21 protein-coding genes, 1 tRNA gene and 2 pseudogenes are annotated in these 25425 nt (G+C 40.7%); 12 read left to right on the plus strand and 12 right to left on the minus strand.

Going from position 1 to position 25425, the window contains the following annotated elements; genetic code table 11:
• A partial coding sequence (locus HWQ43_RS14830) for a hypothetical protein (RefSeq protein ID WP_292735086.1) occupies positions 1 to 254 on the plus strand: 254 nt, incomplete at its 5' end.
• On the opposite strand, the pseudogene HWQ43_RS14835 reads toward HWQ43_RS14830, so the two are convergent.
• The 4 genes and pseudogenes from HWQ43_RS14835 to HWQ43_RS14850 form a co-directional block, all read right to left on the minus strand.
• Positions 180 to 395: pseudogene (locus HWQ43_RS14835) on the minus strand (IS5/IS1182 family transposase); the annotation flags it as partial. The gene HWQ43_RS14830 and the pseudogene HWQ43_RS14835 overlap by 75 nt on opposite strands.
• 4 nt (positions 396 to 399) lie before the next feature.
• Positions 400 to 972, minus strand: a pseudogene (locus HWQ43_RS14840) (IS982 family transposase).
• Positions 959 to 1174, minus strand: coding sequence for a hypothetical protein (locus HWQ43_RS14845; RefSeq protein WP_292734899.1), 216 nt, complete (start codon positions 1172 to 1174; stop codon positions 959 to 961). The pseudogene HWQ43_RS14840 and the gene HWQ43_RS14845 overlap by 14 nt, the downstream one beginning before the upstream one ends.
• A gap of 502 nt (positions 1175 to 1676) precedes the next feature.
• Positions 1677 to 1820: a hypothetical protein gene (locus HWQ43_RS14850; protein ID WP_292734902.1), complete on the minus strand. Its 144-nt coding sequence runs from the start codon at positions 1818 to 1820 to the stop codon at positions 1677 to 1679.
• Positions 1821 to 2141: 321 nt separating this feature from the next.
• On the opposite strand from HWQ43_RS14850, the gene HWQ43_RS14855 reads away from it, so the two are divergent.
• Positions 2142 to 2951, plus strand: coding sequence for a prohibitin family protein (locus HWQ43_RS14855; protein WP_292734906.1), 810 nt, complete (start codon positions 2142 to 2144; stop codon positions 2949 to 2951).
• Positions 2952 to 3139: 188 nt separating this feature from the next.
• Here HWQ43_RS14855 and HWQ43_RS14860 read toward each other — a convergent pair whose 3' ends face one another.
• The 4 genes from HWQ43_RS14860 to HWQ43_RS14875 all read right to left on the minus strand — a co-directional run bounded on the left by HWQ43_RS14860 (position 3140) and on the right by HWQ43_RS14875 (position 6642).
• Positions 3140 to 3601, minus strand: coding sequence for a hypothetical protein (locus HWQ43_RS14860; protein WP_292734909.1), 462 nt, complete (start codon positions 3599 to 3601; stop codon positions 3140 to 3142).
• Between the two features lie 593 nt (positions 3602 to 4194).
• Positions 4195 to 4623 (minus strand): DUF2358 domain-containing protein, encoded by a 429-nt coding sequence (locus HWQ43_RS14865; RefSeq protein ID WP_292734911.1) that lies wholly within the window; start codon positions 4621 to 4623, stop codon positions 4195 to 4197.
• Between the two features lie 12 nt (positions 4624 to 4635).
• The gene (locus HWQ43_RS14870) at positions 4636 to 5790 is read right to left on the minus strand and encodes a family 10 glycosylhydrolase (RefSeq protein WP_292734914.1); all 1155 of its coding nucleotides are present in this window, start codon (positions 5788 to 5790) and stop codon (positions 4636 to 4638) included.
• 33 nt (positions 5791 to 5823) lie between these two features.
• Complete coding sequence (locus HWQ43_RS14875) at positions 5824 to 6642, minus strand: DUF1206 domain-containing protein (protein ID WP_292734917.1); 819 nt, start codon at positions 6640 to 6642, stop codon at positions 5824 to 5826.
• Positions 6643 to 6849: 207 nt separating this feature from the next.
• Between HWQ43_RS14875 and HWQ43_RS14880 the strand changes: the two genes are divergently transcribed.
• From HWQ43_RS14880 to HWQ43_RS14895, 4 genes are all read left to right on the plus strand, one after another.
• Positions 6850 to 7713 (plus strand): alpha/beta hydrolase, encoded by an 864-nt coding sequence (locus HWQ43_RS14880; RefSeq protein WP_292734920.1) that lies wholly within the window; start codon positions 6850 to 6852, stop codon positions 7711 to 7713.
• 306 nt (positions 7714 to 8019) lie between these two features.
• A complete protein-coding gene (locus tag HWQ43_RS14885) occupies positions 8020 to 8475 on the plus strand; it encodes a pentapeptide repeat-containing protein (protein ID WP_292734923.1) in 456 nt (151 codons plus the stop codon).
• A gap of 322 nt (positions 8476 to 8797) precedes the next feature.
• Positions 8798 to 10066 carry an MFS transporter gene (locus HWQ43_RS14890; protein WP_292734926.1) on the plus strand — a complete coding sequence of 423 codons (1269 nt, stop codon included), beginning with the start codon at positions 8798 to 8800 and terminating at the stop codon, positions 10064 to 10066.
• A complete protein-coding gene (locus HWQ43_RS14895; protein ID WP_292734929.1) occupies positions 10063 to 11247 on the plus strand; it encodes an anion transporter in 1185 nt (394 codons plus the stop codon). Before HWQ43_RS14890 ends, HWQ43_RS14895 begins: the two co-directional genes overlap by 4 nt.
• Positions 11248 to 11463: 216 nt before the next feature.
• On the opposite strand, the gene metK is transcribed toward HWQ43_RS14895, so the two are convergent.
• Together metK and HWQ43_RS14905 are read right to left on the minus strand one after the other, a co-directional pair.
• Entirely contained in the window at positions 11464 to 12738 is a 1275-nt protein-coding gene (gene metK / locus HWQ43_RS14900) for a methionine adenosyltransferase (protein ID WP_292734931.1), read from the minus strand.
• Between the two features lie 263 nt (positions 12739 to 13001).
• Positions 13002 to 14006, minus strand: coding sequence for a phosphoribulokinase (locus HWQ43_RS14905; protein ID WP_292734934.1), 1005 nt, complete (start codon positions 14004 to 14006; stop codon positions 13002 to 13004).
• A 1435-nt stretch (positions 14007 to 15441) separates the two neighbouring features.
• Here HWQ43_RS14905 and petH point away from each other — a divergent pair.
• The 6 genes from petH (at position 15442) to HWQ43_RS14935 (ending at position 22495) form a co-directional block, all read left to right on the plus strand.
• Positions 15442 to 16791 carry a ferredoxin--NADP reductase gene (gene petH, locus HWQ43_RS14910; RefSeq protein WP_292734939.1) on the plus strand — a complete coding sequence of 450 codons (1350 nt, stop codon included), beginning with the start codon at positions 15442 to 15444 and terminating at the stop codon, positions 16789 to 16791.
• 142 nt (positions 16792 to 16933) lie between these two features.
• Entirely contained in the window at positions 16934 to 18220 is a 1287-nt protein-coding gene (locus tag HWQ43_RS14915; RefSeq protein ID WP_292734942.1) for a homoserine dehydrogenase, read from the plus strand.
• Positions 18221 to 18361: 141 nt separating this feature from the next.
• Positions 18362 to 19063, plus strand: a complete 702-nt coding sequence (locus HWQ43_RS14920) for a Uma2 family endonuclease (protein ID WP_292734944.1) — start codon at positions 18362 to 18364, stop codon at positions 19061 to 19063.
• Between the two features lie 249 nt (positions 19064 to 19312).
• Positions 19313 to 20431 (plus strand): DUF262 domain-containing protein, encoded by a 1119-nt coding sequence (locus HWQ43_RS14925; protein WP_292734947.1) that lies wholly within the window; start codon positions 19313 to 19315, stop codon positions 20429 to 20431.
• The gene (locus tag HWQ43_RS14930) at positions 20428 to 21543 is read left to right on the plus strand and encodes a DUF3696 domain-containing protein (RefSeq protein ID WP_292734950.1); all 1116 of its coding nucleotides are present in this window, start codon (positions 20428 to 20430) and stop codon (positions 21541 to 21543) included. Before HWQ43_RS14925 ends, HWQ43_RS14930 begins: the two co-directional genes overlap by 4 nt.
• A 4-nt stretch (positions 21544 to 21547) precedes the next feature.
• The gene (locus HWQ43_RS14935) at positions 21548 to 22495 is read left to right on the plus strand and encodes a hypothetical protein (RefSeq protein ID WP_292734953.1); all 948 of its coding nucleotides are present in this window, start codon (positions 21548 to 21550) and stop codon (positions 22493 to 22495) included.
• Positions 22496 to 22714: 219 nt separating this feature from the next.
• Here the strand turns inward: HWQ43_RS14935 and HWQ43_RS14940 are convergent.
• Positions 22715 to 22786 (minus strand) — tRNA-Lys (locus HWQ43_RS14940).
• A gap of 63 nt (positions 22787 to 22849) precedes the next feature.
• Complete coding sequence (locus HWQ43_RS14945; RefSeq protein ID WP_292734956.1) at positions 22850 to 25099, minus strand: GAF domain-containing protein; 2250 nt, start codon at positions 25097 to 25099, stop codon at positions 22850 to 22852.
• Positions 25100 to 25425: the final 326 nt, after the last annotated feature.

Genomic DNA, 25425 nt, shown 5'->3' on the forward strand with positions numbered 1-25425 from the left:
CAGGTCTCATTTATACAAACAAAAAGCCCCACGCTCCACAGCCTGGGGCTTTTTGCTTATCATACTTGTATGATGCATACAATAAATTGGCGTTAGTGAAGTGGGGCGGAACGCACGTTGCAAGAGATACAGATGGTCTAGAACACCGATTCAGTAATCAGGATGAAGTAACAGACTGTTCAGTAGTAGGTGTAAAAATTTTGGCTCTTGACATGAAGATTATGGACGACGGCAGTACGGCGAAGGTCAAATAAATTTTTGCGAGAACCAATGTAACGAGCTTGATCTCCTTGCCATCGACCAATATGAGATCAAGAATGCTCCACAGCAACGCGTTCTCGGAGTTTGGCACGACCAGCAGGAGTTAATTGACGTTGTTTTAACGTGAGTTCGACAGAACTAAAAAATGGCAGGAGGTAGTGCAGGCAAATCTTTTGGGTAAATATCAATCGAAGGTTTTTTAGGCAAATAGGTATAAGCAGCTAAACCGGCCATCAGGTTAATCAAAAAGTTAAATGGACTACGATGACGGGAGTGTTCGATTTGACAGATGTTTTTCAGATGGTCATTAACCGACTCAATTACAGCACGTTTGCGTAATAGAATCTTATCAATCAGTTTTACCAAACGATTTTTCATTTTCTTCTTAGATTTAGTCACTAACTGCAACCCTCGTTCATATAGCTCCTCAAATAATTTTTGACCAGATTATCCTCTGTCACCAAACAGTTTATCAATCAAATCCTTAGTCATATCTGGGACTGGTTTTCGGTCGTCTACAAATGCTTGTGTTAGCGAAAACGCGAGTAATTCTCCACAATCATTAATAATTAAATGAAGCTTGAACCCAAAGTGCCAGCCTACAGAATTTTTGCCCCATTTAACTAATCCTTTAAACACTTTGTGAGAATGTGCCCTACAGTTATGACAAACATTAATTGGGGTGGAATCGATAAAGCTAATCCCAGTAATTTCTCAATAACGTGTATGTAAAAAGCAACATAACAGCCATTTTGCACCAGGGCATCAGTTCCACAAACCGAGTGTAGCTGACTAAATTAGGAAATGCTCCATGCCAACGAGTAAGCACATCCAGGGTATAGAATTCCTTGAAAGTCTTATATCCACTGCCATAAAATGCGATAACTATTGTCATCACAACTGAATGATGCATCCTTGACTTGCTGCGCCGTTCTCCTGCTGTCGATGGTCAATTGTGGTATTTGCTGCCTTCTTACTTTCCCATTGGTTACAGAAATCATCTACGTCGCAGAAAATTTGGGTGATGTGGAGGCGAGATACAATGGTAGACTAAGCCCTGACCCTTGTTTTTGTTAGATATTCTTAGTCTCGGCATTTTTTTGTGACTTTTTTGCTAGTTCTCAATCAATCGTAGCGATCGCCTTTTTGTATGCTCAGTTAAGCAAATTCATACATAGCAAGCTTTTTGCGCTTTTCTATCCGTCGAACTCACGTTGTTTTAATTCCTGGAACAATGGCTCATCAGCATGAATGGAAACACTTCGTCCAGTTCGGGAAGTAGTACAATGCTCCCGTTTACTCTATTTTCTCCTTCATTTTTTACTTCATTCTAGGCTGATTTTTCTTTTGTTCCTCGATTACTGAATCGGTGTTCTAGTTGTTGTAGTCAATAGCCAAGGTGTATTTGTTGGTACTCAATCCAGCGATGTTTCCAAATTTATTACAGCGAGTTCTGGAGTCGGCTTGTCGGGAACTGTTGAGATTAATTCCCCTGACAATAGTTCCATCCAAAATAGCTTCACCAAATTATCTCTAGTCATTGATACTAATGCACTCATCGCCATAGTTACATTTCACGCGGCATCAAGTGACAAGAAAACTCTTTTACTATTACAGGTTCTGGTGCTTTGATTACTAATCGTCTTGATTTGGTGTTTTAGTTTCTAGCTACAGTGACGTGAGGGGTGTCGAAACTACATCCTGTCGCTAGCGTCCGATTATCGAATCTACTGGTGTATATCGGCTGAATAATGGGCAGTTGCTATTAAGTCAAGAATGTTCTTAATTTTGGATAAAGTCGAGCTAAAATCATGACGGAAAGAAGCCCATAGCTTCTAAAATATGTGTCTCTATACAAGATGCATACATGGTTCATACAGATGATAAAATTTACAAATTTCAATAGTGCCGGTAAACTGACTGCTCTTTTGTTCCTGATAACTCTTTTCCTGACACCTTGTGTGATTGTAAATGCAGGAGAACGTGGTGTGTTAATGAAATTTGGTGAAGTACAAAACCAGATATTAGGTGAAGGACTTCACCTAATTATTCCTATAGTCAATACTGTGACAAAGTTGAGTATTAGAGTCCAAAAACAGGAAATCTCCACTGAGGCTTCTTCCAAAGATTTACAAAATGTTTTCGCTGATATAGCTCTCAATTGGCATATTATACCCCAGGAAGCAAATGCCATTTTTCAAGAAATCGGAGATGAACAAAATGTAGTTATTCGGATTATTAACCCAGCTGTTGAAGAAGTGCTAAAAGCAATAATAGCAAAGTATACTGCCGAAGAAATTATTACTAAACGAGGAGAAGTCAAAAGTGGAGTAGATGATGCATTGTCCACGCGACTGGGTAGCTATCACGTTGCAGTTGATGATATTTCTCTAGTTCATGTGCATTTTTCTGAACGATTTGGTGAGGCAGTGGAGGCAAAGCAGATTGCTGAACAAGAAGCAAAACGAGCAGACTTTATAGCATTGAAAGCAACAAAAGAGGCTGAAGCAAAAGTTAATTTAGCTAAAGGCGAAGCTGAGATGCACAGATTATTACGTGATGGTTTAACTCCAGAAATTCTGCAAAGGCAAGCAATAGAAAAATGGAATGGTAAGTTACCATTAATTGTAAGTAAGGAGGCTCCAAAATTGTTGAATTTAAGTGAATTTTTAAAATTTAATGAAAATTGATCTTCTTACTCCCTGATTGGCTCTCCACCAAGAGACTCAGAACCCCAATTTATGGAATTATGGAATAATTCAGGTTTTGTTTGTTCGTAGCTCTTCCAAACATTGCTATATCTACTACATATATATAGTATGGATGCACAGATGTGCACCCATGCTATCGATTCCTTTGTAGAAAGTGATAAACTAAATTAACTGTTGGAGAATAAAATAGGAGAATCAAGAATCTTCAACTGGATCAATAGCATAATCAACAGGGTATAAACTGTTGAAGAAATTAGACCTGTGAACAATTCTTTTTTGAGGTTATGCTCTTGAGGCTCTTTTTGAAAAATGTCCTTAGAACCGAATTGCATCAAGAGAATTCCCACAATGTTAGAGAGCCAGTATCCGATAATTGAACAAGGTAGAAGCAATTTTGGGGAAAGTAAACTACAGGCATACCCAAAAGCATAAGCTATTGGCAGATTGAATAGTAGGTCATTCCACCAACATAGTGGTGACAATAAATATCCGAGTATTAGAAAAAATCCACCTCTGAGTTTTTTGAAAATGTCTTTTTTGAACTCTACTGGAGTAGACTTTTGTAATTGCTCTAGTGCTGTGTCTGTTGTTCTATTCAACTCTTGACTAACGTTTTGGACGCTTTCCATAAAAACCCACTATTCCTATCGTCTTAATGTAGTTTAATATATAAACTAAATCAACGTCTAGTACAGGAGTGATGACATTTAGGTTTTTTGATGCTAAAGTTTTACCACTGCATAGTCTAGGCAAAATCGTAAAGAGCAAAATTGAGTTTAAATCAACTGCCACTTCACGATATCTGAATTTCTGCCAGAGACACATCAGTTAGTTCGCTTCTTGCAGAATTTTGGTTTTTCCTTTATTTATCAGATATCTATATATCTCTATATATCTCTAAATTAATACATATTTTGTTATATAGTAATCATACTTGAATCTTGCTAAGTATACTGAGCAACAAACCTTTGTATAACAAGCTTCTAGCCAATTTGATTTCTGAAAAATCAAATATGAGTCCTTATTTCCAAACTCACAAACAAGGGAGATAAAGCACAGCTTTATCAGGGTGAGGTTAAGCTGTATCTCATTCTTATTAGAAGGTATGGGCTAAACGCACCGCTACCGCTAACGGAACTCAGCACTCTTCATAGACTAGTAGAGTCTGTTTGGCCAAAGTCTGCAACGCACCCTACTAGTCTGTCAATGATATAATAGCCAACTAGCTATCTCCTTCCCTTTGCCAAAACTGCCGTAAAATCTCTCCTGGCTTTCTATCCCAGGTGTCGATATGCTCGTATATCAAATTATCTTGATTGAGTTTATACGTTGAATAGCCATTAAAAAGCAACCCTGCTTTCCAGGGAACGCGCAACACTCCCCGCACCGTCCACTTTGCTAAAATCGTGTCTTCGGCTGACTGATAAACTTCATGCACATCAAAGTAAATCTGAGTAAAAAATAGCCGAGCGTGAAATCGTAAAGTCCAAAATATAATTCGATAGTTAAATTTGTATTTGAATGTATTCACTGGGTCTTTAAAATAGATATTCCGTGTATAAATGTCATAAGAAATATCTTTTTGAAAAAGTGTCGGTAAATCTTCTTTTAAAGTATTAATTACCTTTTCCACTGGCAATTTATATTCCACGCGCCTTTTCCCTTAAAAAATCTTTTTTAACAAATTTTCCACTCGTGACCAAATAGAAGATGTCGTCTTGTGACTCACACCAACTGCACTCAAATCTGACAGAGTGGGAAATGATGCAGATTTAGCATAAGGCCCATTTCGCAAAACTTTAGCAAGGGTATTGTTATTCTCGCGCAAACCTTCGTAAAAAAAGAATACCTCTCCTTGAATGCCAAGTTGACGATTGTATTCAATTGCCTGCACCAGATATTCTGGACTAATACAGTAAGAGCCAAGCTTCATCAGTATTCCCGGTGCTAACTTGGGCAGTGTCCCATCTGTGAACTGCTGGTTTATCAGTTTATCAGCGATTGCCTGATAACTCCTAAAGTCACGGCGATAAATCTGCGGCTGAATCATATCGACTATTCCCCGCTTCAGCCATGCGGGCGAGTCTTGCAGATATTCCTGGAATGCCCAATCATGGATATTGGGTGCGATCGCTACTAATAAATTAGGATTCACCGCTTTCACCTCCTGGTAGAGACGCGCCAAAAACTCAGTCAGAATATCTGCACGCCACTGTAACCATTGTCTATCCTTGGGGTTCTGTGGGGGATTGCGATCGAATTCCTGGCGATAGCAGGTGACAGTTACCTCATCATAGCCACCTTCACAGGGTAATGCTGGCAAGCGATCGTCTCCTTGAACACCATCCACATCATAATTCTTTATAACTTCCAGCACCAAGCTCAACAAGAATTCTTGCACCTGTGCATCGAAGGCATTCAACCACTCAAAGCCGTTTTTCTTCAGTAAATTGCCGTTACAATCACGCGCAGCCCATTCCGGTTTTTTCTGTAAAAGTACACCACCATTCAAATTGTAGGAACTGGCAAAACCGTATTCAAACCAAGGAATGACTTTCAACCCAACTCGCCGCGCCTCAACTACCACCTCTTCTAAAGGGTCACGGCCTACAGACATAGGGTCAATTTCGACTCCAAAAGTCTGCTGCATTGTTTGACTAGGATATAAAGTTAGTGCCTTATTCCAAACAACTGGAAACACCACATTAAATCCCGTCTCGGCAAGCAAATCCATCGCCTCAGCAATGCGTTGCTTTGATCTGAGAACCTTACTATCAGTAGTGGTCAACCAGATACCACGAGTTTCTATTATTGCCATTTCTATAAATTGAAATTCTCGGCACTGCACCGTCTAAACATTGACTAGCCGACGATACCGCGCCTGTATTATTGTGTAAATCCCATAGGCAACCAAACCTAGTGCTACAATACCCAAAAGCCATGCTCCGTTAGGCTGTTGCGCTAGCGTCTGTAATACTTCATCCAAACCTTCTGCGGTAGCGGCGTCCGATTGCCTTGCGGCTTCAATTAAAAACCAACCGATAATACAAAATACTATACCCCGTGCTGCTAAACCAAATCTGGAAATCCTCATTACCCATTGGGCTTGTGTATTGCTTAATTCAGTTAAATTGAGTTCTTTACGAAATTTGCCACTAAAAGCTTGATAAAACTGATAGAAGCCTAGAGCAATTACAAACACCCCCACAGTTCCAACTAACCATTCACCAAAGGGTTGAGAAAGCAAACTTGCTGTCGAATCTTCAGTAGAATCACTACTATTTTTACCGCTGCCTGTACCCGTAACGATTTTCACCGCACTTAAGGCTAAACTTGCATAAATCAAGCCATTAACTGCGTACCCAATTCGTACTGCTAAACCTTTGGCATCATTACCTTTGTTTTCTGGATCTTTAATTGCCTGTACAAAACGCCAGATTACGTATCCAATCAAGCCGATTGCAACTAAAGCCAGCAACAATTTACCAAATGGCTGGTTAACGATTGTTTGGAGAGCGCCTTGGGTATCAGTTGTTTTACCACCACTGCCAAAAGCCGCCTGTGCTGCCAGTAGTCCAACGATACCGTAAACTACTCCTTTAGAAACATAGCCAAATCGTCCCAGTCGCTCAACCCACAATGAAGCATGGTTTGTCAACTGTTGTGTCATGGTAGTTGGAGAGAATTATGATATCTACCTTTTACCAAAATTTACCCACGATTTACATCTACCGTAAGGCAAATGGTCTAATCTTTTGGCAAAAATCATTATTGTAATACTGTCTTTTAATAGATGTAAGGCTGCTCGAAATAATATTAAATTTATTAAGTACAGTATTATTATTTAGTGTTATTTAATGCTGAATCTAGATTAATTATGTCTTTAATAGAAACTTCTTGGAAACACGAATATATCGCTACCAATGGGGTAAAGCTACACTACGTAACTCAAGGCGAAGGCCCTTTAATGTTGATGTTGCATGGCTTTCCTGAGTTTTGGTACTCTTGGCGGCATCAAATACCAGAATTTGCCCAAAATTTTAAAGTCGTCGCCCTTGACTTGCGTGGTTACAACGATAGTGACAAACCAAATGAGCAATCAGCTTATGTCATGGATGAATTTATCAAAGATATTGAGGGAGTAATTAAAGGATTAGGATACCAAAAATGTGTATTAGTTGGACATGATTGGGGAGGTGCGATCGCTTGGAATTTCGCATACACTCACCCCGAAAAGTTAGAACAATTAATTATTCTTAACCTGCCTCATCCTGCCAAATTTGCCCAAGGGTTACGCACTCCCCAACAGTTGCTACGTAGCAACTACGTATTCCTCTTTCAACTACCGTGGATACCAGAATTACTTTTACAATCTTCAGACTACCAAGCTATTGAAACAACTTTTAAAAGTATGGCAGTTAACAAGAGTGCTTTCACCAAAGCGGATATTGATGCTTATAAAAATGCTGCTGCAAAACGCGGTGCCCTCACAGCAATGTTGAACTACTACCGCAATATTTTTCAACAAAGAATGGTAAATCCAATTTGGGGCGTTCTGGAAGTACCAACACTGATGATTTGGGGAGAAAATGACCCTGCACTTGGCAAGGAACTAACCTACAACACCGCAGCTTATGTCAGGGATTTTCAAATCAAGTACATTCCTAATTGTGGCCATTGGGTGCAGCAAGAACAGCCGAAATTAGTTAATCAATATATGCGAGAATTTCTGAGGACTTAAGCTAAACCATCAATTAATAAGTATAAATACTTCTCTAACTAGCTATAGCAAGTAGCACCAGTTTTTGCTTTTAAAAAGATTTAATAGTGATTTAATACTGACATTTTTTCAGGAATTTTTGGTAAAAACTGCCATAAATCCGAAATTAATGGCATTTTTGACATCAGTTTTATCTGTGTTTCAGATCACAACTAACTTGTCAGGAGATAGATTGTCACAAGAGAGATTGACCTCACGAAGTTTAGTGAGATAATAGAGTTGTGAGGGACAGAACGGACGCAACTTGATTATTAAGGGGGAAAATTTATGAAACTCCAGCTATTAGTGGCCATTGCCTTAGCAACTCCCCTATTTTTCGCTAGCTCGGTTAAAGCCGAGAATCCACAGGATTTACAAAAGCTACTTTCAACTGGGGAATGTGTTAAGTGCGATCTATCAGGAGCTAACCTCAGTGGCGCTCATTTAATTGGTGCTGACTTGAGAGGCTCGAAGCTCCAAGGAGCTAACCTTGTAGGAGCTAACCTCGAAGGTGCGGACTTAACTGGTGCAAACTTGGCAGGTGCTAACCTAACATCCGCTTATGTAAGTAATGTGAATTTGAAGCAAGTTAATCTCAACGGAGTAAATTTTACTCGTGCTACGATTCACGATTCTAATGTGTATCAAGCATCAATGAACGATCTAAATCTTGATGGTGCGGAAATATTTAACACTGGAATCGGGATTGGTGGAGAAGACGCTGAAATTCCCGATTGGAAATAGGCCCAACTGATTACATAGGTTAAAATCAATACAACATAGGTTTTGGCGGGTTTTAAATCTAATAAACTAGTTTTATGCCAGAATTATCCTTAAAACCTGCCTCTACAAAAATATTAAGAAAAATGAAACCCCTCTGCGTTGTAATCACTTTACTATGAGAAAAGCAGAGGGGGTTTCTTATGGCAATACTGTTCTGTAGAGACTTGCACTGCAACGTCTCTACATTAGTTGTGAAAATATAGCGGTTCTCAATATCTTTGGCACGATTTTTATATAAGGTATTGTTACCTCTCCAAAGCTTACAAAATATCACTAAAGACTTATGCAACAACAGCGAAGACCAAGTAAGAAGAGTTTGCGATCGCTTGATTACTTGAATGTGTTTCTCGCGGATGTGCGCGATGGTGTTGGGCCATATTTGAGCATTTACCTGAAAGCTTCAGCAAATTGGAACCCTGTTCAGATTGGAATGGCAATGTCAGTTTCGACAATTGCCACAGTTATTGCCCAAACACCAGCTGGTGCATTGGTTGACAGGCTAAATCAGAAACGGATGTTGATTGTACTGGCTGCTGTGTTTGTTTCTATCGGCTGTATCGCTATGGGCTTGTTCCCCACCTTGCCTGTTGTCATCGGCTCTCAGATTATGATTGGGATTGCAGCAGCAATTTTCCCACCTGCTATTACTGCTATTACTCTGGGACTTGTAGGACATGAGAGATTAGATAGGCGGGTAGGTCGTAATGAAACATTTAACCATACAGGCAATCTGCTAGCTGCCACTCTCGCTGGTTTAGCAGGTTACTTTATTGCACGTAAGGCAATATTTTTTCTAGTTGCAGCTATGGCTGTAGGCAGTATTATTTCAGTGAGGATGATTCGTGAAAGAGAAATTGACCACGAACTAGCGCGTGGAGATGGAGAAGAAGGCGAGGAAGAAGACAAAGAAAAGCATCAACAGCGCTACGAAGGCATATTGGAATTATTAAGCGATCGCCAAATCTTATTCTTTACTGTTGCAGTAGTTCTGTTTCACTTTGCCAATGCTGCTATGTTACCGCTAGTTGGTCAAGAATTGGCACAGGGTAAAGGGACAAGTGACACAGTTTATATGTCTGCTTGTATCATTGTGGCTCAGTTAGTGATGATTCCAGTTTCTAACTTGGCTGGGCGTTTCGCACATACAGCCCGAAAACCTATATTTTTGCTAGGCTTTGCCGTCTTACCGATTCGAGGAGTGCTGTATACGCTTTCTGACAATCCTTATTTTCTCGTTTCTGTGCAAATTCTAGATGGTATTGGAGCTGGGATTTTTGGTGTACTTTCGGTGTTGATGGTAGCTGATTTGACTAAAGGCACTGGACGCTTTAATGTTACCCAAGGGATTCTCAACACTGCCATTGGCATTGGTGCGGGTTTGAGCAACGTGTTGGCTGGATTTGTGGTTAAAAGTGCTGGTTACAATGTTGGTTTTTTGATTCTAGCAGCGATCGCAGTTGTGGCTTTAGCAGTTTTTTGGTTCTGTGTACCTGAAACAAAAACAGGAGTTAATAGAAAGGCATCACGTCAAAAGCATCTAGCAAAATCATGATTGTTTTCAGATACATCATCATTGGGCTTACTTATATAGGTTTGGGTTTAGGATATCTCCCTGGTTTGCGGATGAACCGAGCCAGTATTGCTTTAGTGGGTGCAGCTTTGCTGATGGCATTCGGGGTATTAGACCTCAAAGAAGCATGGCAAGCGATAGACTATAAAACGCTGGTTTTCCTGTTTGGCATGATGGTAATCAGCACAAACTTAGCTTACGCTGGTTTTTTCCAACTAACCCTTGATACAGTTACACACTTTACCCGTAGCCCTTTGGGTTTGCTAATTGTTTTAACTTTCGGCAGTGGAATTCTCTCCGCTTTTTTTCTCAACGATACCATTGCTCTAATTTTGACTCCTTTGGTTCTCGGTTTAACCCAAACTTTGAACCTCAATCCTATTCCTTACTTACTTGCTTTGGCGGGAGCAACTAATCTGGGTTCAGTAGCTACATTAAGTGGCAATCCGCAAAATATTTTGATTGGTTCGTTCTCTGGTATCAGCTATCTTGATTTTGCAAAAGCATTGACTCCCATCGCATTAGTAAGTTTGTTGATCCAAATTGCGTTATTGTGGTGGCTTTATCCTGATGTCCGTTCTACTAAGTCTTGTCCGAGTGTAACCCCCGTGCGTTACCGCATATTTAAACCGTTACTTACTAAAAGCCTATTGATAACAGGAGGACTATTAATTGCATTCTTAATTGGAATACCCCCAGCCCAAGCAACATTCATAGCTGCCAGTTTACTTTTCATTACTAGACGAATCAAACCGCAACGAGTTTTAAATAAAGTAGATTGGGATTTATTGGTGATGTTTTCTGGACTATTTGTTGTGACTGCTGGAGTAGAAAAATTAGGAATATTGAATTTATTTAGCGGTTTAGTTTATAATCCCCTGAGCATATTAGGAATTACTGCTCTGCTTTCAAATTTAGTTTCTAATGTTCCCGCAGTATTATTACTACAACATTTACTTCCCCATCCAGATACAAAAACCTGGTTACTATTAGCAGCAGGATCTACCTTAGCAGGTAATCTAACTTTGTTAGGTTCAGTTGCTAATTTAATTGTTGCTGAGGCTGTCGCAAAACTTGGTTATCAGTTGTCATTCTGGGAGCATTTACGTTTTGGTTTACCATTGACTGTCCTGACTCTCATCCTGACTTATTTTTGGATTTAGTCATTGGTCAATTGGTCATTGGTCATTTGTCATTTGTCAAGAAGTCTACGGTACGCTGAACTAACATGGGTAGAGTATTCTGAATTCTGAATTCTGAATTCTGACTCCTGTTTTCTTTTTCGATATTCAGGTGGTTACTAAAAAATAAGGGTATTGGTTGTCAAGTTGCCAATACCCTCACGTAGATAAACTAAGTTATTACAGTAGCGTATAAGTCTAAGTTAGTGCCTGAGCAACTACTGCCGAAAGTGACTCATTCGCTGCTTGCTTCAACAATTCGGCTTTATCGGTCTGTTCCCAAGGCAAGTCTAAATCAGCCCGCCCAAAATGACCGTAAGCCGCGACGTCCTGATAAAAACGTCCGCCTCGTTCACTTGGTAAGTTGCGTAAATTGAAGGTATGGATAATCCCTGCTGGACGGAGTTCAAAGTGTTTGTTGATTAATTCCAGTAAGGTATCTTCATCCACTTTGCCAGTGCCAAAGGTATCCACTAAGATACTTGTTGGTCGTGCTACACCGATAGCATAAGATAGTTGGATTTCAACTTTTTCTGCCAACCCAGCGGCGACAATATTTTTCGCTACATAGCGAGCCGCATAAGCAGCAGAACGGTCTACCTTCGTGGGATCTTTGCCGGAAAAAGCGCCGCCACCATGTCGTGAATAGCCACCGTAGGTATCAACGATTATTTTCCGTCCTGTCAGACCAGAGTCTCCTTGAGGGCCACCAACGACAAATTTGCCAGTGGGGTTGACTAAAAAACGTGTTTCCTCATTAGGTTTAACGTCAATGTCGCCAAAAACAGGTTCGACCACTGCTGACCAGAGGTCTTGTTTAATTTTGGCTTGTACCGCCGCCTCATCCGTAATTTCCCCAATACTGGCTGTATGCTGGGTGGAAATTAGAATCGTATCAATACCTACGGGGCGTCCATCTTCGTAGACTACAGTTACTTGGGTTTTACCGTCAGGACGCAGGTATGACAATTCACCTGTTTTACGGACTGCTGCCAATCGGCGAGCAATGCGGTGGGCGAGACTGATGGGTAAAGGCATCAGTTCGGGTGTTTCGTTGCTGGCAAAGCCAAACATTATACCTTGATCGCCCGCGCCAATTTTGTCAAATTGTTCATCACTATCTTGTTCGCGGGTTTCTTGGGCGGTGTTAACGCCTTGGGCAATATCGGGTGATTGTTCGTCTAAAGCCAGCAGAACACTGGTGCTGTTAGCAGAAAAGCCATTGTCAGCATTGGTATAACCAATTTCGGCAATTTTTTTCCGGGCGAGATTGACGAAATTTACATTAGCTTTGGTGGTTATTTCACCAGTGATTAGCACCAAACCAGTATTAACTACGACTTCAGCGGCGACACGACTGCTAGGGTCTTGTGTCAATAGGGCATCCAGAATAGTATCAGAAATCTGATCGCAGATTTTATCTGGATGACCTTCTGTGACTGACTCAGAGGTAAATAAATATCGACGAGACAAAGGAAATTCCTCCATCGAGAGTTTTTTCGTTGACTAAATGTGGGCATTTAGTTCAACTACTAATTTATGAAATCATAACAATATTTATACTTGAGTCGTTAGTATCTTCTTGATATTGATAAAAACCATTAACTATAAGGTAAATATCCGTAAGCAAGATAAATGTATGCTAATTATTTTTTATTTAAAATGTATTTAATAACACAAAAAAAAAGGGGGTACCCGGAAGCGCCCCCATAAGCTTTGACACAAACACTGCTGCTTTAAACCTGAATCGCTAATTTTGCTTCCGTAGCTGTCAACCGCTCATAAGCAGCACGCATCTTCAAACCTGTAAGCACTTGGAAGAAACCAGTTCCATTATTGGAACCTGGATACTCGCGGTGCTGGAGTAACAAGTGAGTCAATTCACCCTGATATTTTGTGGATGTATTACTGAGATGGGTTTCGATGTAAATGACTTCTTCCAAGTTGTCAAATTGACCATCCACCTCTAGTACTGAGACATAGCGTCCGTAGTAAACATCTGAACCGTAGTACAGTTGCATACCAGGATAAGAACAGGTCAGCTTGCGTCCACAGGGAGTCCAATTGATTGTTGACCCTTCGTCAAATAGGTAGGTTGGATCAAAGCCTTCCTTACCTTCCCGTTGGAGCATACGTACCCGTAGGACTCTACGTTCGGTGTCGTTTTTGATCAAGTTTGTGGGCAATACCTGGAGAACCACATCGGCAAATTCTCTTTGCGGTTCGATAAACTTTTCAAAGTCAGGTTTGCGGGAATTGATTTGCGCTAACACATCTTCGTAGCGATGACCGCGTTCAGCCATATCTCGCTGGATTTTCCAGGCAATTTTGACCTCATCGCTAATGTCAAAATAAACACTGAAGTCGATTAGCGATCGCACCCGCTCATCATATAAAGGATGCAGCCCTTCAACAACTATAATGTGATTCGGCTCTATCCGCTCAGGCGGATCGATCAAGCCGGTTTCGTGGTTGTAAATCGGCTTATCAATCGCTTGACCACTTTTGAGCGCTTTAATTTGCTCATACATCAGGTCAAAATTGTTCGCCCTGGGGTCTAGTGCCGTTATCCCCGTTTCTTTGCGCTGTTTGCGATCCAAGGAGTGATAGTCATCCAAGCAGATGACTGTCATTAAATCTTCACCAAACAAATCTATCAAACGACGCAAAAACGTAGATTTACCGCAACCAGAGTCTCCGGCTACTCCAATCAGTACCACGCGTTCCGGCTTACTTGTCATAGATCTCCTCTAAAATACTAAAGTTGTGTCAATAATTTTTCACACAGCAGATTCTGAAGCCAGGAGTTTACCCCTTTGGTTTATCCTGCGTTCTTGCTACCTAGCACATCTATAAGACACCAAGCGGGTAGGCAACAAAGTAATCAGGAGGCAGCAAGCAGGAGGCAGCAACCAGGAGTAACCCACGTTTAAAAGCGTGGCACTTAAGCTGTAGATGCCTTGAATCTCGCGGCACTTTTCGCTCACTCAATACAATTCTTATTTTTAAACTGGGCTTTTGACCTAGAAATAAAAAAATTTCATTCATACTTCTTTCCTCCTGCCTTGTCTACGACACGCTGCGCGATCTGCCCTTTGCCTTCTGCCTACTCTTTTAAGTTGCTACTCGTCGGACTAGCCTGAATGTTGGTGCCGGTAAGTATTTAATCCTAGTGATATATTTGATTTTAACAGAAGGGGGTATCCCATACAAGATTGCTGTCAAGAAGAATTAGCGTGGTTCCTCAATCATTTTTTTGTTAATTTAGTTGTTAATTTAAAAATGGGGATCAGCACTGCCCATCAGCGTTGCACCTTTATCAGTCTGCTACTTGTGATTCTATAGAATCAAGACTATAACGTATAATTTATTATTGCCGCAAATTTTCTAATGTTCCTAAATTGTCATTCCTGCTCGACAATACTTAATATATTCAAAGCAAAAATCTATCCAACGAATGAGGAAACAACTTGCATTAGTCAAATTCTTGGCTGTAAATTTATGGATATGCTCATATAGAAGCGTTGACGTTATGGCAAAGTACTGATAAAAGGTTGACAGATTTTTCACATCAAGTGAAACTAATTAGAGTTGCTTGAATTACGATTCTCTATTTCGTGATGTTTGTAGCTGGAGTTGTCCTAGTTATGTAATTTTGCATTGACAGGTAATGAAGATAGCTAACAAGATTCCAAAAGAGTAGTAGATTTGGAGAAGTAAAACCAATCAGACAAAACCTTCCTCTCGTGGCATTCTCCGATTTAAACCCCTGGAGTAAGCAAGCACAAGGGCAGCTTTTAGAGGTAAACTGAGCGGTAGCTTCCACCGATCAAAGCAGCCCTTCAAAAATATCTGCTATTGTGAGTTGCTCATTGGTAATAAGGTAAAAAGCTATCTCCCTAATGGGGGTGGTAGTTAACGAAAAAAAGATTAAATTGATTCATTATTAACATTCTCCACAAGACTTATCCTTTACCTTAGAAGGTGAACAGGTGTGTTTTTTGCTATGCCTGCATGTCTTTGGTGAGTGTACTTAGCAAGGCATTAATTTAATGATGCCGTTTTTCCTTCAGGGCCAGTTTTGTGAAACGAAAATCCGGTAAACTAAAGCTGGCATGGGATGGGAATAGTTTTTTTTGAAAAACGGTTAAGTAAATTATCGGAGTGGTAGAACGAATGTACAATCAAGGTGCTGTTGAGGGTGCTGCCAACACAGAATTAGGTAGCCGCATCTTCCTTTATGAAGTAGTGGGTTTGCGTCAGAGTGAAGAAACCGATCAAACTAACTACCCAATTCGGAAAAGTGGCAGTGTGTTCATCAGAGTGCCTTACAACCGCATGAATCAAGAAATGCGACGTATCACTCGTCTAGGCGGCACAATTGTTAGCATCCAGCCTGTAACTGCGCTAGAGCCAGTTAATGGTAAAGCCTCATTTGGGAGTGCTACAAGCGTTGTCAGCGAGTTAGCTACATCTGGGGAAACTGCTAACAGTGAAGGGAATGGTAAAGCCACACCTGTAAATACTCATAGTGAAACCAAAGGTTTTACTAAACCACCAGCAGCTGAAGAACAGCTCAAGAACAAGGACAAGAAAGGCAACACCATGACTCAAGCGAAAGCCAAAAAAGACCACGGTGACGTTCCTGTTAACACTTACCGTCCCAATGCTCCGTTTATTGGCAAGGTAATATCTAACGAACCGCTAGTCAAAGAAGGTGGTATTGGTATTGTTCAACACCTTAAATTTGACCTTTCCGCCGGGGATTTGAAGTATATAGAAGGTCAAAGTATTGGGATTATTCCACCAGGATTAGACAAAAACGGTAAGCCAGAAAAACTTAGACTCTATTCCATCGCCTCAACTCGACATGGCGATGATGTAGATGATAAGACAGTATCACTGTGCGTCCGCCAATTAGAATATAAGCACCCAGAAACTGGCGAAACAGTCTACGGTGTTTGCTCTACACACCTGTGTTTCCTAGAACCAGGAGCAGATGTAAAAATTACAGGGCCTGTGGGTAAGGAAATGTTGTTACCCGATGACCCTGATGCTAATGTCATCATGATGGCAACCGGAACAGGTATTGCCCCCATGCGAGCTTATCTGTGGCGTCAGTTTAAAGATGCGGAAAGAGCAGCTAACCCAGAATACCAATTTAAAGGATTCTCTTGGCTAATATTTGGTGTGCCGACAACTCCAAACCTTTTATATAAGGAAGAACTGGAAGAAATTGAACAAAAATATCCTGATAACTTCCGCCTGACTGCTGCCATTAGTCGGGAACAAAAAAATCCTCAAGGCGGTAGAATGTACATCCAAGACCGCGTAGCAGAACATGCTGATGAACTGTGGCAGTTGATTAAAAATGAAAAAACCCACACTTACATCTGCGGTTTGCGAGGTATGGAAGAAGGTATTGATGCAGCCTTAACTACTGCTGCTGCTAAGGAAGGTGTAACCTGGAGTGATTACCAGAAGCAACTCAAGAAAGCTCATCGCTGGCACGTAGAAACTTATTAATTTGGTCATTAGTCATTAGTCATTAGTCATTAGTTTTAAACAAAGAACGAAGGGCAAAGGACAAATGACAAAGGAAGCAGGATAATCAGTAGGTAGGGCAAACGCTCTACCTACAATTGTTATTGGTGAAATTGGGTGCAAAATGGGTGTGAAACTAGGAATACTGGGATTAGGCACCGTGGGAACGGGAACAGTGCAGTTGTTGCAAGATAGCGCTGGGCGTCACCCATTGTTGCAAGAGATAGAAATTTATCGGGTGGGAGTGCGATCGCTAGATAAACCCCGTGCAGTAGAATTGTCTACGGAAGTTTTAACTACAGATTTAGAATCAATTGTCAACGATCCGGCGGTAGATATAGTTGTCGAGGTAATGGGTGGATTGGAGCCGGCGCGATCGCTTATTCTCAAAGCTTTAAGTAATGGTAAGCATGTAGTCACAGCCAATAAAGCAGCGATCGCCCGCTTCGGAGCAGAAATTTTCACAACTGCCAATCAAGCTGGCGTATACGTCATGCTAGAAGCCGCTGTAGGTGGTGGTATTCCAGTGATTCAACCCCTAAAACAATCTTTAAGTGTTAACCGAATTCATACTGTAACGGGTATTGTTAACGGTACAACAAACTACATCCTGACACGGATGCAAACAGAAGGCAGCAACTTCAATGATGTTTTAGCTGATGCCCAGCGCTTGGGTTATGCTGAGGGTGACCCGACAGCTGATGTGGATGGCTTAGACGCAGCTGATAAAATTGCCATCCTCGCATCATTAGGCTTTGGTGGACGCATCAACTTACAAGATGTTTATACTGAGGGGATTCGGCAAGTGAGCAAAACAGATATTGCCTACGCCGAAAAATTGGGATTTGTGATTAAATTATTAGCGATCGCTAAACGTGATACTCCCTCATCCCCGCTTTCGGTAAGAGTTCATCCTACTTTAGTGCCTCAAGCCCACCCTTTGGCTAGCATCAACGGCGTTTACAATGCCATTCTTGTCGAAGGAGAACCTATCGGGCAAGTAATGTTTTTTGGCCCCGGTGCTGGTGCTGGTGCAACCGCTAGTGCTGTCACGTCAGATATTTTGAATTTAGTTGCTATCCTCAAAACTAATACAGCAGTTACAAATCCATTATTAGCTTGTGGGCATCAGGAATACTGCCAAATTGCGCCGATGGCAGAATTGATAACTCGATTTTATGCCCGTTTCCTCACCAATGATCAACCCGGAGTTATCGGTAAATTGGGTACTTGCTTTGGCAACTATGGCGTTAGCTTAGAGTCAATTGTCCAAACAGGCTTTCAAGGGGAACTAGCAGAGATTGTGGTTGTTACCCATGATGTGCCAGAAGGCAATTTTAGGCAAGCTTTGGCAGAAATTCAGAATTTCTCAGCGATCGAAAGCATTCCCAGCTTACTGCGTGTACTTTGAGATTAGTCGGGAGTGAAGCTCGTCAACTTGCTTTGCTCCAATTTTTAATTACCTCAAAGGATTCTTAGCTGCGAGTAAAACTTGGTTAAGTACGCAAGCTAAACTAAAAAATAAACTTCACCCCAGCGCGAGGCTAGACTTATGACCTCTGCAACCGATCCATCCACCGCCCTCACTCCTTTCCCCGATCATACGCAGCTACCAGAGTCAGACGGTACATTTGTGAAAAATTGGCAAGAGCATCCCCAAAGCATTTTACTCACTGACTCAATTACACCTATCCTTAAACAATTGCATCCTGAAGGTGAATATTGTATAGGTCAGGACTTAGGTATTTACTGGCGCTTGACAGATCCGCCAGAACGAGGCGCAGAAGCACCAGATTGGTTTTATGTAGGAGATGTACCGCCTTTGCTCGATGGACAAACGCGGAGGTCTTATGTACTATGGCGAGAATTTATTGCCCCTTTAATTGCCTTGGAATTTGTTTCTGGGGATGGTAGTGAAGAACGAGATAAAACTCCTTGGCAGGGCAAATTTTGGATTTATGAGCAAGTAATTCATCCATCTTATTATGGCATTTATGAAGTGAATAAAGCCAACTTAGAAGTTTATGAATTAATTGGTGGACAATATCAGTTATTAGCAGCAAATGAACGCGGACATTATCCAATTACCCGCTTGGGAGTTGAGTTAGGTTTATGGCAAGGAGAATATCAAAACGCTCAATTGCCCTGGTTACGTTGGTGGGATTTGCAGGGTAATTTGTTGTTGACTGGTGAGGAAAGAGCCGATCGATTGGCTGCTCAATTGCGCTCGCTCGGCGTTGAGCCAGAGTTTTAAGTATTTGGTTTAAGGGTGCGATCGCTCTGATGTTATCAGAGCAATTGCACCAACTTTTGATTTCGCTGGGGAAAGTAAACAAGTAATACACTATTTACGTAGAGGCGCGAAATTTTGCGTCTCTGTCATTTTGCGAGATAGTAGGATTGAAGTACGCCAGTTAAAAAGCCCCATTTGCTGATGTAGTAACACCAAGCATCACTAATAACTGAGTGAACAAACAAGTGTTGATACTAAGGAGTAAGCGCTGTGACAGATTTGAGTAACTACAATGCAGAATTAGCTGATGAAGAAACTTTAGAAGAGGAATATCAAGAGGAAGAAGTTACTTTCCTGTATGATCCTGATAAAATTAATATTATAACTAGAGAACCTACAATAGAGTTATTGCTTAAAAGAATCAATGAAGAAGGACTTGATTTAGCACCTGATTTCCAACGTCATGCGAATATATGGAAAGAAGATGCTCAGAGTAGGCTAATAGAATCTATTATTATTCGTATCCCCATACCAGCATTTTATATAGATGCCACTAATGAAGATAAATGGGTAGTAGTCGATGGATTACAGCGCCTATTTGCACTAAGGCGCTTTATTCTCGACAAAGAACTCAAACTATCTGGATTAGAATATCTTACAAATCTAGAAGGTAAAACCTACGATGAAATCGATCGCAGATACCAACGTCGCCTTGAAGAAACTCAACTAACAGTATATTTGATCGAAAAAGGGACACCCCTAGAAATTAAATATAATATTTTTAAACGCATTAATACAGGAGGACTTCCTTTATATCCTCAAGAATTACGCCATGCTCTTAATCCTGGTAAGGGAACGAAGTTTTTGACTAAGCTTGCAGCATCTCCAGAATTTCAGCAAGTGGTTAAACTTGGTAATAATCGCAAAATGCGTATGGATGATCGGGAATTTATACTAGGGTTTATAGCTTTTACTTTAACTTCTTACCAAGAATATATAGACAAACGAGATACTTTTTTATCCAAAGCATTATCTAAAGCAAATAAACTTTCGGAGATAGAGTTAAATGAAATTGAAAATGATTTTAAAAGAACAATGATAGCTAGCAAGGATATCTTTGGTAAAGATGCGTTTCGTAAAATATCTAGTTATCAGAAAAAACAGTTTCCTGTAAATAAAGCTCTATTTGAATCTTGGTCAGTACTTCTGAATAAATTGAGTAATGAGCAAATCCAATTTTTGATAGATAGAAAAGAAAAATTAATCAATTTATTCAAGACATATATAGACAACGATAAATCTTTTTTAGAATCTATATCTCAGGCGACCGAGAAAGTACAGTATAGATTTAGTACTATAGAAAAAATAATTCAGGAAGTGCTTTCATGATTACTTCTCTTCGCCTGATCAACTTCAAACGTTTTGATAATCAGTTGCTTGAATTTAGACCTTTAACACTAATATCTGGACTTAACAGCACTGGAAAATCTTCTGTGCTTCAATCACTACTACTACTACGCCAATCTTATCAACAGGATTTATTGCCAAAAACTGGCTTGGCGCTAAATGGGGAATTAGTAAATATTGGTACAGCACAAGATGCCCTTTATGAGAGTGCAAAAGATAACCATATAAGCTTTGAGATTATCTGGGAAAAGCATGAAGGTATATGGGATTTTAATTACAACCCAGACAAGAAAGAAGAAGATGTTTTAAATGTAATTTCAGAACCAAATAAATCTGAAATCCGTCAATCATATATTTTTAGCAAATATTTTCACTACCTTCGTGCGGAACGAATCGGCCCACGTTCATTTAATGAAATGTCTGATTATCAAGTCAGAAGACTTAGACAAATTGGTACTCAAGGAGAATATACAGCCCATTTTCTTTACATTTATGGAGATGAACCAATTCCCATCTCTAATCTCAGCTATCCACAAGCAAAATCAATGAATCTGATAGATCAAGTGGAAGCATGGATGAGAGAGGTTAGTCCTGGTATACGTATCAAAATAGAAGCTAACTCAGCGATGGGTTTAGTGACTATCAAATATTTTTATGGAGATAGTAATCTTTACCGTGCAACCAACGTTGGTTTTGGAATTACCTACACTTTATCAATTATTGTAGCTATACTTTCATCTCCTCCTGGTACACTAATCCTAGTTGAAAACCCAGAGGCTCATCTTCATCCTAGAGGACAAGCCAAAATGGGAGAATTATTAGCACTCGCAGCTAGTTGTGATATTCAGGTTGTGATAGAAACTCATAGTGATCATGTTTTAAATGGGATTCGTCTTGCTGTTCATGGTGGTATTATTCCCCCGTATTATGTCCAGTTGCATTACTTTCAGCAACAAGACAAAGAAGGACAAGCTTTGACAGAAGTAATATCACCACGAATTAATCGCAGTGGAAGAATTGACAAATGGCCAGATGGTTTCTTTGATGAATGGGATAAGAGTTTGGAAGTTTTATTAGAACCAGTGGGAGAATAAAACGGTGGATTTAGAAATCGTTTTGAATGAACTCTCTTTACACACTTGTGCTTCTGATATTACTACAGCAAGACAATTGATGACGGAGTTAATCAACACAATATTTTCAATCAAGCCTCCCAGTGGAATGAAGAGAAAGCTTCGTACTAAAAGTGATTTTAATTACTCAGAACTTGCACCAGACTATAGAGTAGTACAGTGGCGTAATGATCCAGATGTAGATTTAGAAGCTCGAAGATTCCTTAAAACTCTTCAAGATAAAAACGATCTGCCTTTACCAGATATTCCAGATCCGGGAATTGAGGCAAGTTATCAAGGACAACAAGCTATTGGACTTTATTATGCTTTTGTGTTTAATTCCCTTGCAGTGAGCCTAAAATCTGAACCACTGTGGGATTGCAGTAGCTTGAAGTTACAGGTAACAACAGTAGATGAAGAAGAACAAGAAGAGCCATTGATTATCAGGTATGAAAATGTGTTACACGCCAGTTGTAGTAACCATGTGCAGCAACATCATGATTGGATTGACGGTTTTCAAGAGCGTATACGTCAAGGAGTTAGTGACGGCTTAGATTTATGGAACCGCAGAGGAGAATTATTCCCTTCTCTACTCTTTTGCGAAAGTGTTAGTAAGCAGATACAAAGCCTTTATACTGGAACGCCAATGCTCAGACAGGTTGTAAACAAGTTGTTTGAACTAGAAAACTACTGTAAAACTTGGACAGATGGAGCTTTTGATTTAGACCTTATTCCTAGCAAAGCGACTCCAGAAAGCGACTCTAGACTTCAAAAATTAAAGCCGAAATTAACCTTTAAGTGTCCTGATGATGTACATCGTATCTTCAGTTTGCACCTTAGAATGACTGGTGCAGGGGCTTGGCGGCTTCATTTTTCTGAAGAATTAGGGCCAGCTAAAATTCTCATTGGGTACATTGGGCCAAAAATCCAATAATCTTAAAGCTAATTAGAAAAAGCGATCGTCTACGCTTGCTAAACTAAAAAACAACCCTTACTTCTGCAAAGGTAGTCTTATGACCTCTGCAACCAATCAAGAGGGTTTTTATTTAAATTAGTCAAAGCCTTATTGGTATTTATCCCCGAAAATAGGGGATTTCAGAGATTTGCACAAGATCCATTTAGGCAAGGGTAAATTCTGAAGGGCTGAAGAGAGTGGGTGACGAGGGAATCGAACCCGCAACCAATAGATTAAGAGTCTACTGCTCTACCGTTGAGCTAGTCACCCACACGAATAATAATCGTAGCATAACCTCTGACAATTTAGCTAGTGCTATGCCCAAAAAAGGAATTAAAAGGGGAATTTGACAGTGAAGGTGGTTTGCCCTGCTGCACTCTCTACATAAATCGAGCCACCTAAATGTCTGACCATTTTCTGCACTAATGCCAATTCCAGCCCCGTGCCGCTATGTTTCCAAGGATCGTGTTTGGAAAGGTGATAGAAAGGTTCAAAAATCCGTGAGAGTTCATTGCTGGTAAGCTCTATTCCCGAATTGGTAATATTAAGCTCGACTGTATCCCCGATCAACTGAGCAGAGACTGCGATCGCTTCCCCGGCTGGGGTGTATTTGCAGGCATGGTTGAGCAGTTCGGTGACAATCCGCTCCAAATCAGTGATATCTGTCTCCAAAGGCGGCAGCGCCCGATCGACAGTCAGGTTTAACTGCTGTCGCTGGCAGATAGTGAGGTCTCGAAAAGACTCGATAATCGGGTGAAGCCAGCTTTGAAAGTCAATGGCAATCAAGGTTGGGGGATCGGGTTCGGCTTCGAGATATGTGAGTGTGAGTAGGTCGTTGATTAACTTGCTTTCTCGCCCACACTCGTTATGCAGAATCTGCAAGAGTTGCGGCACTATTTCTATTTCTGATATTTCTGCTGGTGTGAGGACACTTTCGAGAGTTTGGACTGCAAGGCTAATGCTGGTTATTGGTGTCCGCAGTTCTTGGGATAGGGTTCTGAGAAATTGGTTTTTGAGCCGATCGCTTTTTTCTAGTTCTTTTACCTGTGCCTGGTTTTGTTTGTAAAGCTGGGCTTGACGAATAGCGATCGCACATTCATTTGCTACCTGCTGCATTAGCTCAATTTCAAATTCGTCAAAAGCCTCTTGTGATGGTCTTGTCAACCAAATATTTCCCAAAATTCCTTGAGTATCAAAAATTGGACAAGCCATCTGGGACATAACTAGCAACTTTGGTTCCCATCCCGGTACAATTTCCAAAAATTGCAATGGTTGTTTTTGCAACAGCGGCTGATAAACTTCAAGATGGTCTGCAATCTGTTTGGTTAATCCTTGACACTGGGGCAAATTAATACTGTATTCGTAAGCAATAGTAACTAGAGTTTGGCAGATACTGTAGAGTTCAATTTGGCAACGCTCAAGGTTCAGTAACTTTGCTAATTCCTGGGTAAGTGTCTGCAATACCTGAGTTTGATCCAGACTGTCGCGGATTTGTTCTGTCATGCGTCGCACCAAGGCTTCAAAGTTTCGCACTTGCTGCAACTGACTGATGTGCTTCTGCTTCTGTAACTCCATCTTGGCTTTGAGATCCTGGAGTTGCTGATGCAGTTCTGCCTGTTGAACTGCAACGCCGATTTGAGTTGCCAACTGCTTGAGCAAGTCAGTTTCTGTTTGCTGCCATTGACGCGATTCACTGCAATGCTGGGCAATCAATAGCCCCCACATATCTTGCTCTTGGAAAATCGGCACTACGATATTGGCTCTTATCTGCAAAGATGTCAGGAAATCTATATGGCAAGGATGCAAGTCGGCTGCATAAATATCTTCAACAACTTGAATGCAACCTCGTCCGTAGTGTTCTGGATGTTTGCCACTCAAGCAGGGATCAGTGATGTTTTTGCCCAACAGGGGATCGCTTGTAGCTACAGTTGATTCGGCAATGATTACTCCACTGCCATCAGCCTCGAAACGATAAATCAACACGCGATCGCAATTCAAAAATTGCCGCAGTTCAATTGTAGTTTGATGCAGAATTGTCTCTAATTCTACAGATTGGTGAATCCGTCCAGCGATCGCTTCTAGCAGTTGCTCTCGTTCAACCTGGAGTCCAACTGCTTGTTCTGCTTGCTTCACAGAGGTAATATTGCTACTAGTACCAATCAATCGATAAACCTTGGAGTTAGCATCCTTTAGTGGGGTGAGAGTCGTACTCCACCAAGTGGGAACTCCTTGGAATTGCAAACATTGTTCGTAAGAAATAGTTGTGCCAAATTGCACGCAGTCCACATAATGTTGACGCACCTTTGCAGCATCAATAGCAGAGAGGATATCCTCTGGCTTTTTGCCCCGGAGATCGTCTGAGCGAATACCTATCCACCTTTCATGAGTGGGATTAAGGGCCACATATTCAAAATCTCCATCCTCCAAAACATCAACTACAAATATTGATGCCTGTACAGAATCATACATGCTGAGTAGAAACTGCTCGCTACTACTTTTTTCATTTACTTCTGTGCCAAAAAGAATTTGAGGTGGTGATAATTTTGTCAACTCCATAGTTGATTCCACTGGATTTATATTCATGCGAGAGTCCCACTCTTGTATTACTGACTCTTCTAGGCGCTCTCTTGTCGTTAAGCTTGTAGTAGATGCACTTTAGCGCCTATAGCAAAGTATTGTCAGCTGTTGCTCATCGAAATTTTGATCTTTCTCTACTTCTTGTCAGAAATCTAGGAAAGCTAATAGGAGTCAGCTTAACAAAATCCTGCTTTTTGAAGGTGAAAATACATTTGCAGGTTAGGGCAAACTTACTGAAATTTTTTAACAGTTTTTCAAGATTTTTGCATATATCTAAGTGCAAACTTCAGTATATATCAATTAATTTTATAATTCTTAATAAAAATGCGATC

Origin of the sequence: Nostoc sp. JL31, from assembly GCF_017114965.1 — a bacterium.
GTDB lineage: Bacteria > Cyanobacteriota > Cyanobacteriia > Cyanobacteriales > Nostocaceae > Nostoc > Nostoc punctiforme_A.